The sequence below is a fragment of the Photobacterium sp. CCB-ST2H9 genome, assembly GCF_023151555.2.
Classification (GTDB): Bacteria; Pseudomonadota; Gammaproteobacteria; order Enterobacterales; family Vibrionaceae; genus Photobacterium.
In genome coordinates, this window is sequence record NZ_CP100425.1 from 333,572 (window position 1) to 345,658 (window position 12,087).

Here is a 12,087-nt window from a genome sequence, read left to right on the forward strand (position 1 = left end):
GTTTATCGATGCTGCAACCTAAACGCACTAAATTCCGCAAGACTCATAAGGGTCGTAACCGCGGTCTGGCGAACGGTACTGACGTAAGCTTCGGTACTTTCGGTCTGAAAGCAGTTGGCCGTGGCCGTATTACTGCTCGTCAGATCGAGGCTGCTCGTCGTGCTATGACTCGTCATATCAAACGTCAGGGCCAAATCTGGATTCGTATCTTCCCGGACAAGCCTATTACAAGCAAGCCGTTGGAAGTTCGTCAGGGTAAGGGTAAAGGTAACGTTGAGTACTGGGTAGCCCAAATCCAACCAGGTAAAGTTCTTTATGAAATGGATGGTGTTTCAGAAGATCTTGCACGCGAAGCCTTTAAACTGGCCGCACGTAAGCTTCCTGTTAAAACCACTTTCGTAACTAAGGCGGTGATGTGATGAATGCACAAGATCTGCGCGCTAAAAGCGTTGAAGAACTGAATGCTGAGCTTGTGAACCTGCTGCGTGAGCAGTTCAACCTGCGTATGCAGGCTGCGACTGGTCAACTGCAACAGACGCACACTCTGAAAGCAGTACGTCGCGATATCGCACGTGTTAAAACCGTTCTGAATGAGAAGGCTGGCGCATAATGAGCGAGAAAATTCGTACTCAGCAGGGTCGTGTAGTTAGCGACAAGATGGACAAGTCTATTGTGGTTGCTATCGAGCGTTTCGTGAAGCACCCAATCTATGGTAAGTTCATCAAGCGTACGACTAAACTGCACGTTCACGACGAAAACAACGAGTGTGGCATCGGCGACACAGTTGAAATTCGTGAGTGCCGTCCACTGTCTAAGAACAAATCTTGGACTCTGGTACGCGTTGTTGAGAAAGCGCGCATCTAAGCGAACTTTTGCAATGACATAACTGAGCGGCCCCCCTTAAAAATGGGGCCGTTTATTTTTTATCTACCCATTCTCAAAAAATGGTGTTATTATTCGCCGCCCTTGTAAAAAAGGCGAATTCGACCCGAGATGGGTCTAGATGTTTTTGATAAGCGGAGCACTAACATGATCCAAATGCAAAGTATGCTAGATGCAGCCGATAACTCCGGCGCTCGTAGCGTAATGTGTATTAAGGTTCTGGGTGGTTCTCACCGTCGCTATGCACATATCGGTGACATCATCAAAGTTACTGTTAAGGAAGCAATTCCTCGCGGTAAAGTGAAAAAAGGTGATGTACTGAAAGCGGTGGTTGTGCGCACCCGTAAAGGCGTTCGTCGTCCAGACGGCTCTGTCATTCGCTTCGACCGTAATGCTTGCGTGCTGTTGAACAACACCAGTGAGCAACCAATCGGTACTCGTATCTTTGGCCCGGTGACTCGTGAACTTCGCTCTGCGAAATTCATGAAGATTGTATCACTAGCGCCAGAAGTACTGTAAGGAGTGACGAAAATGGCAGCTAAAATCCGTCGTAACGACGAAGTTATCGTTCTTGCCGGTAAAGATAAAGGTAAGAAAGGTAAAGTAACTAAGGTCCTGACAACTGGTAAAATCGTTGTTGAAGGCATCAACCTGGTTAAAAAGCACCAGAAGCCTGTTCCGGCTATGGGCATCCAGGGTGGCATCGTTGAAAAAGAAGCAGCAATTGACGCTTCTAACGTTGCAATCTTCAACGCGGCAACTGGTAAAGCAGACCGTGTAGGCTTCCGATTTGAAGACGGCAAAAAAGTTCGTTTCTTCAAATCTAATGGCGAAACTATCAAGTAATTTTGGAGTAGTACTATGGCGAAACTGCATGATTACTACAAAGAGACTGTTGTAAAAGAACTTGCTGACAAGTTCCAGTACAAGAGCATCATGCAAGTCCCAAGGATCGAAAAGATTACCCTGAACATGGGTGTCGGTGAAGCCTTGAACGACAAGAAGCTGTTGGAAAACGCAGCTGCTGATATGGCCGCAATTACAGGTCAAAAGCCGCTGATTACCAAAGCTCGTAAGTCTGTTGCTGGCTTTAAGATCCGTGAGGGCTACCCGATCGGCTGTAAAGTAACCCTGCGTGGCGAACGTATGTGGGACTTTTTCGAGCGTCTGATCTCAATTGCTGTTCCTCGTATCCGTGATTTTCGTGGTCTGAACCCGAAATCATTCGACGGTCGTGGTAACTACAGCATGGGCGTTCGTGAGCAGATTATCTTCCCAGAAATCGATTTCGATAAAGTAGATCGTGTACGTGGTCTGGATATCACTATCACAACTACTGCAAACTCTGACGAAGAAGCTCGTGCTCTGCTGTCTGCTTTTAACTTCCCATTCCGTAAGTAAAAGTAAGGGTTACTAATGGCTAAAGAATCTATGAAGGCACGCGAAGCAAAACGTGCCAAGCTGGTAGCTAAGTTCGCTGAAAAGCGTGCTGCGCTTAAAGCTCTAATTAGCGACGTGAATGCGTCTGAAGAAGACCGCTGGAATGCAGTGCTCAAGCTTCAGTCTCTGCCACGTGATTCAAGTCCATCTCGTCAGCGTAACCGCTGTAACCAGACTGGACGCCCACACGGCTACCTACGTAAGTTTGGTCTGTGCCGTATCAAGGTTCGTGAAGCTTGCATGAAAGGCGAGATTCCGGGTCTGCGTAAGGCTAGCTGGTAATTCATTACCAATTAAGAATCACGGAGTATTGACTTATGAGCATGCAAGATCCGATTTCGGATATGCTGACCCGCATTCGTAACGGTCAGGCAGCGAAGAAAGTTGCTGTTAAAATGCCATCTTCTAAGCTGAAAGTTGCAATCGCAGCTCTGCTGAAAGAAGAAGGTTATGTTGCTGACTACGCCGTTTCTGGCGAAGTTAAGCCTGAACTCGAAGTTACTCTGAAGTACTTCGAAGCTAAACCTGTTATCGAGCAAATCCAGCGCGTATCTCGTCCTGGCCTGCGTATCTATAAGAAGAAAGATGCGCTGCCAACTGTGATGGGTGGTCTGGGTATTGCCGTTGTGTCCACTTCCAAGGGTCTGATGACTGACCGTGCTGCTCGTAAAGCAGGTCTTGGTGGTGAGATTATCTGCTACGTAGCTTAATAGGAGTAGGAAAATGTCACGTGTTGCAAAAGCACCTGTAGTTGTTCCTGCCGGCGTAGAAGTTAAACTCAACGGTCAGGAAATCACTGTTAAAGGTGGTAAGGGTGAACTGGTTCGTGTAATCAACGAAGCAGTTGAACTAACCCAGGAAGAGAACACCATTAAGTTCGGTCCTCGCGACGGCTTCAACGATGCCTGGGCACAAGCTGGTACAGCTCGTGCGCTGGTTAACAACATGGTTGTTGGTGTTACTGAAGGCTTCACTAAGAAGCTGACCCTGAAGGGTGTAGGTTACCGTGCTGCTATCAAAGGCAACGCAGTTAGCCTGACTCTGGGCTTCTCACACCCAGTTGAGCATGAACTGCCTGCAGGTATTAAAGCTGAGTGTCCTTCTCAAACTGAAATCGTACTGACTGGTACCGATAAGCAGTTGGTTGGCCAAGTTGCTGCAGACATTCGCGCTTACCGTAGCCCTGAGCCTTACAAAGGTAAAGGTGTTCGTTACGCCGACGAAGTCGTGCGTATTAAAGAAGCTAAGAAGAAGTAAGGTAACACTATGGATAAGAAAGCATCTCGTATCCGTCGTGCGACCAGAGCACGTCGTAAGATTGCTGAACTGGGTGCAACTCGCCTGGTAGTACACCGTACTCCACGCCATGTGTACGCTCAGGTAATCGCACCAAATGGCTCCGAGGTTATCGCTGCCGCTTCTACCGTAGAAAAAGCGATCCGTGAGCAAGTGAAGAGCACCGGTAATAAAGACGCTGCTGCAGTAGTGGGTAAAATCATTGCTGAGCGCGCGATTGAAAAAGGCATCTCTAACGTTGCATTCGATCGTTCCGGTTTCCAATACCACGGCCGAGTGGCTGCACTGGCAGAAGCTGCCCGTGAAGCTGGTCTGAAATTCTAAGGTAGGCGGAAGATGGCTAACGAAAAAACTCAATCAGATCTGCAAGAAAAGCTGATCGCTGTTAACCGTGTATCTAAGACGGTTAAAGGTGGTCGTATTTTCAGCTTTACTGCCCTGACTGTTGTTGGCGACGGTAATGGTCGCGTTGGTTTCGGTTACGGCAAAGCACGTGAAGTGCCTGCTGCAATCCAGAAAGCAATGGAAAAAGCACGTCGTAACATGGTTACTGTTGCCCTGAACGAGGGTACTCTGCACCACGCTGTTAAAGGTCGCCACACTGGTTCTAAAGTGTACATGCAGCCTGCATCAGAAGGTACAGGTATCATCGCCGGTGGTGCAATGCGTGCAGTGCTGGAAGTTGCTGGCGTTCACAACGTTCTGGCAAAAGCATATGGTTCTACAAACCCAATCAATATCGTTCGCGCGACTATTGACGGTTTGAGTGGTATGAACTCTCCAGAAATGATCGCTGCTAAGCGTGGTCTTTCTGTTAAAGAAATTCTGGAGTAATCGACATGGCTAAAACAATCAAAGTAACTCAGACTCGTAGCTCAATCGGCCGTCTGCCGAAACATAAAGCTACCCTGCGTGGCTTGGGCCTACGTCGCATCAACCACACTGTTGAACTGGAAGATACACCATGTGTACGTGGTATGATCAACCAAGTTCAGTACATGGTTAAAGTAGAGGAGTAATCAGAATGCGTTTGAATACTCTGTCTCCGGCTGCGGGTTCTAAGCCTTCTGCGAAGCGCGTAGGCCGTGGTATCGGTTCAGGTCTGGGTAAAACTTGTGGCCGTGGTCACAAAGGTCAGAAATCACGTTCAGGTGGTTCTGTTCGCCCAGGTTTCGAAGGCGGTCAAATGCCTCTGAAACAGCGTCTACCAAAATTCGGTTTTACTTCTCGCAAGAGCCTGGTAACAGCTGAAGTTCGTCTGTCTGAACTGGCGAAAGTTGAAGGTGACGTAGTAAGCCTGGAAACACTGAAAGCTGCAAACGTGATCACTAAGAACATCGAAACTGTAAAAGTTGTTCTGTCTGGTGAGATCAGCCGCGCTGTTACAGTGAAAGGCGTACGCGTGACTAAAGGCGCTAAAGCTGCAATCGAAGCTGCAGGCGGTAAAATCGAGGAATAATTAACTCGAGGATGAGGTACAGATGGCTAAACAACCAGGACAAGATTTTAGTAGCGCAAAAGGTGGCCTAGCAGAGCTTAAGACTCGCCTGTTATTCGTAATAGGAGCTATCTTAATTTTCCGAGCTGGCTCTTTTGTGCCGATTCCTGGTATTGACGCTGCTGTACTAGCCGATCTGTTCGAACAGCAAAAGGGCACCATCATTGAACTATTTAACATGTTCTCTGGTGGTGCACTTGAGCGTGCTTCCATTTTGGCACTGGGCATTATGCCGTATATTTCGGCTTCAATTATTGTCCAGTTGCTAACGGTTGTTCATCCGGCTTTAGCCGAGTTGAAGAAAGAAGGTGAGTCTGGTCGCCGTAAGATCAGCCAGTATACTCGCTATGGCACGCTTGTGTTGGCAACCTTCCAAGCAATTGGTATTGCGACGGGGTTACCGAGTATGATTCCTGGTCTGGTACATAATCCGGGTCTGGGTTTCTACTTTGTTGCGGTCGTAAGTTTGGTCACCGGTACCATGTTCCTGATGTGGTTAGGTGAGCAAATTACAGAACGTGGCATTGGTAACGGTATATCTCTGATTATTTTCACAGGTATCGTTGCAGGATTGCCACCGGCTATTGGACAGACCGTAGAGCAAGCGCGTCAAGGTGAATTGCACGTACTTCTTCTACTGGCAATTGCAGTTATTTCTTTTGCTGTAATTTACTTTGTAGTGTTCATGGAGCGTGGTCAGCGTCGTATCGTTGTTAACTACGCTAAACGCCAGCAAGGCCGTCGTGTCTATGCAGGCCAGAGCACTCATCTGCCGTTGAAAATCAACATGGCAGGCGTGATTCCAGCAATTTTTGCATCTAGTATCATTTTGTTCCCTGGCACACTGGCTCAGTGGTTCGGTGGTAACGGAGAAGGTACTTTTGGTTTCCTGACGGATGTGTCTCTGGCACTGAGCCCAGGTCAGCCACTGTACGTGATGCTTTATGCGACTGCGATTATCTTCTTCTGTTTCTTCTATACGGCGTTGGTGTTTAACCCACGTGAAACAGCAGATAACTTGAAGAAATCCGGTGCGTTCATACCTGGTATTCGTCCGGGCGAGCAGACTGCGAAATACATTGATAAAGTAATGACACGCCTGACATTGGCAGGTGCACTGTACATCACCTTTATCTGTCTGATCCCCGAGTTCATGATGATTGCTTGGAACGTTCGCTTCTACTTTGGCGGTACGTCACTACTAATCGTAGTTGTGGTTATTATGGACTTCATGGCTCAAGTTCAGACACACCTGATGTCTCAACAGTATGAGTCGGTTTTGAAAAAGGCTAATCTTAAAGGCTACGGCCGATAAGTTTGGTTATCCATTTACGGAGTTTAGCAATGAAAGTTCGTGCTTCCGTTAAGAAAATCTGCCGTAACTGTAAAGTTATCAAGCGCAACGGTGTTGTGCGCGTAATTTGCAGCGAGCCAAAGCACAAGCAGCGCCAAGGCTAATCAGCAGAAATATTTCTTGCAAATTGAAGGTAGGTTGGCTACATTAGCCAACCATCTTTTGTGTGTGCAAAAGAATTGTAACACCGCTGTGTATCCTAAACGGGCTTTACAGCGGTTATTCTTGATAAGTACTAGGAGTGAATAGTGGCCCGTATTGCAGGCATTAACATTCCTGATCAAAAGCATGCTGTAATCGCACTGACTGCGATCTACGGCATCGGCAAAACTCGCTCAAAAGCCATTCTGGCTGATGTGGGTATTGCTGAAGATGTTAAGATCAGTGAACTGACTGAAGAGCAGATCGATCAACTGCGTGATGGTGTAGCTAAGTACACTGTAGAAGGTGATCTACGTCGTGAAGTTTCCATGAACATCAAGCGCCTAATGGATCTTGGTTGTTACCGTGGTCTTCGTCATCGTCGCAGTCTACCACTACGTGGACAGCGTACTAAAACCAACGCTCGTACCCGTAAGGGTCCGCGCAAGCCGATCAAAAAATAATCGGATAAGGTAGAGTACAATGGCAAAACAACCAACTCGCGCTCGTAAGCGCGTACGCAAGCAAGTTGCTGATGGCGTAGCGCACATCCACGCTTCTTTCAACAACACAATCGTTACCATTACTGACCGTCAAGGTAATGCTCTGGCTTGGGCAACTGCCGGTGGTTCTGGTTTCCGTGGTTCTCGTAAATCTACTCCGTTCGCTGCACAGGTTGCTGCTGAGCGTTGTGGTGAAATGGCCAAAGAATATGGCGTTAAGAACCTGGAAGTTATGGTTAAGGGCCCAGGTCCTGGTCGTGAGTCAACAATCCGTGCTCTGAATGCAGCGGGTTTCCGTATCACTAACATTGTTGATGCGACTCCGATCCCTCATAACGGTTGTCGTCCACCTAAGAAACGTCGCGTATAACGTTTCGTTTCTAGGAATATTGGAGAAAGAACATGGCAAGATATTTGGGTCCTAAGCTGAAGCTTAGCCGTCGTGAAGGCACTGACTTGTTCCTCAAGTCTGGTGTTCGCGCGATTGATACCAAGTGTAAAATTGATAACGCGCCGGGCCAACATGGTGCTCGTCGTGGCCGCCTGTCTGACTATGGCGTTCAGCTTCGTGAGAAGCAGAAAGTTCGTCGTACTTATGGCGTACTGGAAAAGCAATTCCGTAACTACTACAAAGAAGCTGCTCGCCTGAAAGGCAACACAGGTGAAAACCTGCTGCAACTTCTGGAAGGTCGTCTGGACAATGTTGTTTACCGTATGGGTTTTGGTGCAACTCGCGCTGAAGCACGTCAGCTGGTAAGCCACAAAGCGATCCTGGTTAACGGCAAAGTCGTAAACATCCCATCTTTCCAGGTGGCTGCAAACGACGTTGTTAGCATTCGTGAGAAAGCTAAGAACCAAGCACGCATCAAAGCAGCTCTTGAAGTTGCTACTCAGCGTGAACTGCCGACTTGGGTCGAAGTAGACAGCAACAAAATGGAAGGTACCTTCAAGCGTCTTCCAGAACGTTCTGATTTGTCTGCCGACATCAACGAACACCTGATCGTCGAGCTTTACTCTAAGTAAGGCTATAGTTAAGAGAGGACACAATGCAGGGTTCTGTAACAGAATTTCTTAAGCCGCGTCTTGTTGATATTGAACAAGTTAACACGACGCACGCAAAAGTAACTCTTGAGCCTCTGGAGCGTGGTTTTGGCCACACTCTGGGCAATGCTCTACGTCGTATTCTTCTGTCATCTATGCCTGGTTGCGCAGTGACAGAAGTAGAAATCGACGGTGTGTTACACGAGTACAGCACCAAAGAGGGAGTCCAGGAGGACGTTCTTGAAATCCTATTAAACCTGAAAGGCCTGGCCGTTAAGGTTGAAGGAAAAGACGAAGTTATCCTGACTCTCAGCAAATCTGGTGCAGGCCCTGTTGTTGCAGGTGACATCACCCATGATGGTGATGTTGAGATTGCGAACCCAGAGCACGTGATCTGCCATTTGACTGATGACAATGCTGACATCAGCATGCGCATCAAGGTAGAACGTGGTCGCGGCTATGTACCAGCTTCTGCTCGTATTCACAGTGATGAAGATGAGCGTCCAATTGGCCGTCTGTTAGTTGATGCAACTTTCAGCCCAGTTGACCGTATCGCTTACTCAGTTGAAGCAGCGCGTGTTGAACAGCGCACTGACCTTGATAAACTGGTTATCGATATGGAAACCAATGGTACTCTTGACCCTGAGGAAGCCATTCGTCGTGCAGCCACTATTCTGGCTGAACAACTGGATGCATTCGTAGATCTGCGTGATGTACGAGTTCCTGAAGAGAAAGAAGAGAAGCCGGAGTTCGATCCGATCCTACTGCGTCCTGTAGACGATCTTGAACTAACTGTTCGCTCTGCTAACTGTTTGAAAGCAGAAGCGATCCACTACATCGGTGATCTTGTTCAGCGTACCGAGGTTGAGCTACTGAAAACGCCAAACCTGGGTAAGAAGTCTTTGACAGAAATCAAAGACGTGCTGGCTTCACGTGGTCTGTCTCTGGGCATGCGCCTGGAAAACTGGCCGCCAGCCTCTATCGCTGAAGATTAATAGTTACTGATATCTAGTTAGAAGGATTAGGTCATGCGCCATCGTAAGAGTGGTCGTCAACTCAACCGCAACAGCAGTCATCGCAAAGCGATGTTCAGCAACATGGCTAGCTCTCTGGTACGTCACGAGCTTATCAAGACTACCCTGCCTAAGGCAAAAGAGCTGCGTCGCGTAATTGAGCCTTTGATTACCCTAGCTAAGACTGACAGTGTAGCTAACCGTCGTCTGGCATTCGCACGTACTCGTGATAACGAAGTCGTTGCGAAACTGTTTAACGAATTAGGTCCACGTTTCGCTCAGCGTCCAGGCGGTTACACTCGCATCATGAAATGCGGTTTCCGTGCTGGTGATAAAGCCCCTATGGCTTACATTGAGCTGGTAGACCGTCCTGAAGCACAGGAAGAAGCTGCTGCTGAATAAGCAATAGCGCGTTATAGAAAGAGCCGGGTTGAATGACCCGGCTTTTTTATATCTGAAATTTAAGAATTGCTTTACTTGGGATAAAAACAAGGTTTCAGTACTTCTCTTCTCTCCTTATATATCTGTTGAGTTTGCTCTCTCAATGAAAAAGCGCATGGGCTTCGTCGACACATGTTTTTTTAATTGAAGTTATAGATTGTGTTGCCTTTAGACAGTTCTGGTGCTGTATTGACGCTTCAAGAACAATTTCGGGAAGTGTAAACAGAATGAAATTCCTTTGATCTTCTCTGAGAGAAAGGGAGCGGCGCTTTATCTTTATTCTACTTATCTAATATTTGTTTGTTTTTCATGCGCTCGATATTTTTTTGTGTTTTTCTGCTTGTCAGGACGCTCGAACTCTCTATAATGCCGCCTCACCGACACGGAGGAACGGCAGCAAAGCGGTTCGGTACGGAAAGGTAAGCGGCAAGAAATTAAATTGAAAAAAGTGTTTGACACTGACTTTTGATTCGATAGAATGGCCGCCCGTTTCGAGAGTTGAGTCACAAGACTCAGCGAGAAACAAAGTTCTTTAACAATTTGACCATGCAATCTGTGTGGGCACTCGACAATGATACAGTCAAAAGATTTTATCAGTGAACTGAGTGACCAAATCGAAAGTTCTTTTATTAGAGCTTCGGCACAGTCAATTTATCAGTAATCACTGAGCCGCTTTTCTTCGGAAAGGCAACAAAATTCTAATTGAAGAGTTTGATCATGGCTCAGATTGAACGCTGGCGGCAGGCCTAACACATGCAAGTCGAGCGGCAACGACATGACTGAACCTTCGGGGGACGTTATGGGCGGCGAGCGGCGGACGGGTGAGTAATGCCTGGGAACATGCCTTAGTGTGGGGGATAACCATTGGAAACGATGGCTAATACCGCATAATCTCTACGGAGCAAAGCGGGGGACCTTCGGGCCTCGCGCGCTAAGATTGGCCCAGGTGGGATTAGCTAGTAGGTGGGGTAACGGCTCACCTAGGCGACGATCCCTAGCTGGTCTGAGAGGATGATCAGCCACACTGGAACTGAGACACGGTCCAGACTCCTACGGGAGGCAGCAGTGGGGAATATTGCACAATGGGGGAAACCCTGATGCAGCCATGCCGCGTGTGTGAAGAAGGCCTTCGGGTTGTAAAGCACTTTCAGCAGTGAGGAAGGGGTGAGTATTAACAGTGCTCATCCTTGACGTTAGCTGCAGAAGAAGCACCGGCTAACTCCGTGCCAGCAGCCGCGGTAATACGGAGGGTGCGAGCGTTAATCGGAATTACTGGGCGTAAAGCGCATGCAGGCGGCGTGTTAAGCCAGATGTGAAAGCCCGGGGCTCAACCTCGGAATCGCATTTGGAACTGGCATGCTAGAGTCTTGTAGAGGGGGGTAGAATTTCAGGTGTAGCGGTGAAATGCGTAGAGATCTGAAGGAATACCGGTGGCGAAGGCGGCCCCCTGGACAAAGACTGACGCTCAGATGCGAAAGCGTGGGGAGCAAACAGGATTAGATACCCTGGTAGTCCACGCCGTAAACGATGTCTACTTGGAGGTTGGTGTCTTGAACACTGGCTTTCGGAGCTAACGCGTTAAGTAGACCGCCTGGGGAGTACGGTCGCAAGATTAAAACTCAAATGAATTGACGGGGGCCCGCACAAGCGGTGGAGCATGTGGTTTAATTCGATGCAACGCGAAGAACCTTACCTACTCTTGACATCCAGAGAACTTAGCAGAGATGCTTTGGTGCCTTCGGGAACTCTGAGACAGGTGCTGCATGGCTGTCGTCAGCTCGTGTTGTGAAATGTTGGGTTAAGTCCCGCAACGAGCGCAACCCTTATCCTTGTTTGCCAGCACTTCGGGTGGGAACTCCAGGGAGACTGCCGGTGATAAACCGGAGGAAGGTGGGGACGACGTCAAGTCATCATGGCCCTTACGAGTAGGGCTACACACGTGCTACAATGGCGTATACAGAGGGCTGCCAACTAGCGATAGTGAGCGAATCCCACAAAGTACGTCGTAGTCCGGATTGGAGTCTGCAACTCGACTCCATGAAGTCGGAATCGCTAGTAATCGTGGATCAGAATGCCACGGTGAATACGTTCCCGGGCCTTGTACACACCGCCCGTCACACCATGGGAGTGGGCTGCACCAGAAGTAGATAGCTTAACCTTCGGGAGGGCGTTTACCACGGTGTGGTTCATGACTGGGGTGAAGTCGTAACAAGGTAGCCCTAGGGGAACCTGGGGCTGGATCACCTCCTTACCTAAAGACTGCGTTGTTATCGCAGTGTCCACACAGATTGCCTGGTTAAAATGTAAAGACGCATCGTGTCCCATTCGTCTAGAGGCCTAGGACACCGCCCTTTCACGGCGGTAACAGGGGTTCGACTCCCCTATGGGACGCCACTTTCTAAGTGCACTTTTGAGTGTGATTAGAAAGTGGTTTTTTCTCTCTGGAGAAAAGATGCACATGCTCTTTAACAATCTGGA

General features: G+C 48.3%; 20 protein-coding genes, 1 tRNA gene and 1 rRNA gene. All 22 read left to right on the forward strand.

Going from position 1 to position 12,087, the window contains the following annotated elements:
* The first annotated feature begins 8 nt into the window (after positions 1-8).
* The 22 genes from rplP to L4174_RS01600 all read left to right on the forward strand — a co-directional run bounded on the left by rplP (position 9) and on the right by L4174_RS01600 (position 12,003).
* Positions 9-419 (forward strand): 50S ribosomal protein L16, encoded by a 411-nt coding sequence (rplP, locus tag L4174_RS01495; protein WP_027251946.1) that lies wholly within the window; start codon positions 9-11, stop codon positions 417-419.
* On the forward strand, positions 419-610 hold the full coding sequence (gene rpmC / locus L4174_RS01500; RefSeq protein ID WP_027251947.1) for a 50S ribosomal protein L29: 192 nt from the start codon (positions 419-421) through the stop codon (positions 608-610). The genes rplP and rpmC overlap by 1 nt, the downstream gene beginning before the upstream one ends.
* Positions 610-864, forward strand: a complete 255-nt coding sequence (gene rpsQ, locus L4174_RS01505; RefSeq protein WP_036751132.1) for a 30S ribosomal protein S17 — start codon at positions 610-612, stop codon at positions 862-864. Before rpmC ends, rpsQ begins: the two co-directional genes overlap by 1 nt.
* 165 nt (positions 865-1,029) lie before the next feature.
* Complete coding sequence (gene rplN, locus L4174_RS01510) at positions 1,030-1,401, forward strand: 50S ribosomal protein L14 (RefSeq protein ID WP_036751130.1); 372 nt, start codon at positions 1,030-1,032, stop codon at positions 1,399-1,401.
* 12 nt (positions 1,402-1,413) lie between these two features.
* Positions 1,414-1,728, forward strand: coding sequence for a 50S ribosomal protein L24 (gene rplX, locus L4174_RS01515; RefSeq protein WP_248144375.1), 315 nt, complete (start codon positions 1,414-1,416; stop codon positions 1,726-1,728).
* A gap of 15 nt (positions 1,729-1,743) precedes the next feature.
* Positions 1,744-2,283, forward strand: a complete 540-nt coding sequence (gene rplE, locus L4174_RS01520; RefSeq protein ID WP_248144374.1) for a 50S ribosomal protein L5 — start codon at positions 1,744-1,746, stop codon at positions 2,281-2,283.
* A gap of 15 nt (positions 2,284-2,298) precedes the next feature.
* On the forward strand, positions 2,299-2,604 hold the full coding sequence (rpsN, locus tag L4174_RS01525) for a 30S ribosomal protein S14 (protein ID WP_036751122.1): 306 nt from the start codon (positions 2,299-2,301) through the stop codon (positions 2,602-2,604).
* Between the two features lie 35 nt (positions 2,605-2,639).
* On the forward strand, positions 2,640-3,032 hold the full coding sequence (gene rpsH / locus L4174_RS01530; RefSeq protein WP_248144373.1) for a 30S ribosomal protein S8: 393 nt from the start codon (positions 2,640-2,642) through the stop codon (positions 3,030-3,032).
* A gap of 13 nt (positions 3,033-3,045) precedes the next feature.
* Positions 3,046-3,579 (forward strand): 50S ribosomal protein L6, encoded by a 534-nt coding sequence (gene rplF / locus L4174_RS01535; protein ID WP_036751116.1) that lies wholly within the window; start codon positions 3,046-3,048, stop codon positions 3,577-3,579.
* A 9-nt stretch (positions 3,580-3,588) separates the two neighbouring features.
* On the forward strand, positions 3,589-3,942 hold the full coding sequence (gene rplR / locus L4174_RS01540; RefSeq protein WP_027251955.1) for a 50S ribosomal protein L18: 354 nt from the start codon (positions 3,589-3,591) through the stop codon (positions 3,940-3,942).
* Between the two features lie 12 nt (positions 3,943-3,954).
* Positions 3,955-4,452 (forward strand): 30S ribosomal protein S5, encoded by a 498-nt coding sequence (gene rpsE / locus L4174_RS01545; RefSeq protein WP_036751114.1) that lies wholly within the window; start codon positions 3,955-3,957, stop codon positions 4,450-4,452.
* Positions 4,453-4,457: 5 nt separating this feature from the next.
* Positions 4,458-4,637 carry a 50S ribosomal protein L30 gene (rpmD, locus tag L4174_RS01550; protein ID WP_248144372.1) on the forward strand — a complete coding sequence of 60 codons (180 nt, stop codon included), beginning with the start codon at positions 4,458-4,460 and terminating at the stop codon, positions 4,635-4,637.
* Between the two features lie 5 nt (positions 4,638-4,642).
* On the forward strand, positions 4,643-5,077 hold the full coding sequence (gene rplO, locus L4174_RS01555; protein ID WP_036751108.1) for a 50S ribosomal protein L15: 435 nt from the start codon (positions 4,643-4,645) through the stop codon (positions 5,075-5,077).
* 22 nt (positions 5,078-5,099) lie between these two features.
* Complete coding sequence (gene secY, locus L4174_RS01560) at positions 5,100-6,431, forward strand: preprotein translocase subunit SecY (RefSeq protein WP_036751106.1); 1,332 nt, start codon at positions 5,100-5,102, stop codon at positions 6,429-6,431.
* A gap of 29 nt (positions 6,432-6,460) precedes the next feature.
* On the forward strand, positions 6,461-6,574 hold the full coding sequence (gene rpmJ / locus L4174_RS01565; protein WP_000868186.1) for a 50S ribosomal protein L36: 114 nt from the start codon (positions 6,461-6,463) through the stop codon (positions 6,572-6,574).
* A gap of 144 nt (positions 6,575-6,718) precedes the next feature.
* Entirely contained in the window at positions 6,719-7,075 is a 357-nt protein-coding gene (rpsM, locus tag L4174_RS01570) for a 30S ribosomal protein S13 (RefSeq protein ID WP_011078812.1), read from the forward strand.
* 19 nt (positions 7,076-7,094) lie between these two features.
* Entirely contained in the window at positions 7,095-7,484 is a 390-nt protein-coding gene (gene rpsK / locus L4174_RS01575; RefSeq protein ID WP_027251961.1) for a 30S ribosomal protein S11, read from the forward strand.
* Between the two features lie 32 nt (positions 7,485-7,516).
* Positions 7,517-8,137: a 30S ribosomal protein S4 gene (rpsD, locus tag L4174_RS01580; protein WP_036751101.1), complete on the forward strand. Its 621-nt coding sequence runs from the start codon at positions 7,517-7,519 to the stop codon at positions 8,135-8,137.
* Between the two features lie 23 nt (positions 8,138-8,160).
* Positions 8,161-9,150: a DNA-directed RNA polymerase subunit alpha gene (gene rpoA, locus L4174_RS01585; protein ID WP_036751098.1), complete on the forward strand. Its 990-nt coding sequence runs from the start codon at positions 8,161-8,163 to the stop codon at positions 9,148-9,150.
* Between the two features lie 33 nt (positions 9,151-9,183).
* Positions 9,184-9,570, forward strand: coding sequence for a 50S ribosomal protein L17 (gene rplQ, locus L4174_RS01590; protein WP_027251964.1), 387 nt, complete (start codon positions 9,184-9,186; stop codon positions 9,568-9,570).
* A 738-nt stretch (positions 9,571-10,308) separates the two neighbouring features.
* Positions 10,309-11,860, forward strand: a 16S ribosomal RNA gene (locus tag L4174_RS01595).
* 67 nt (positions 11,861-11,927) lie between these two features.
* Positions 11,928-12,003: transfer RNA gene (locus L4174_RS01600), tRNA-Glu, on the forward strand.
* Positions 12,004-12,087 lie beyond the last annotated feature (84 nt).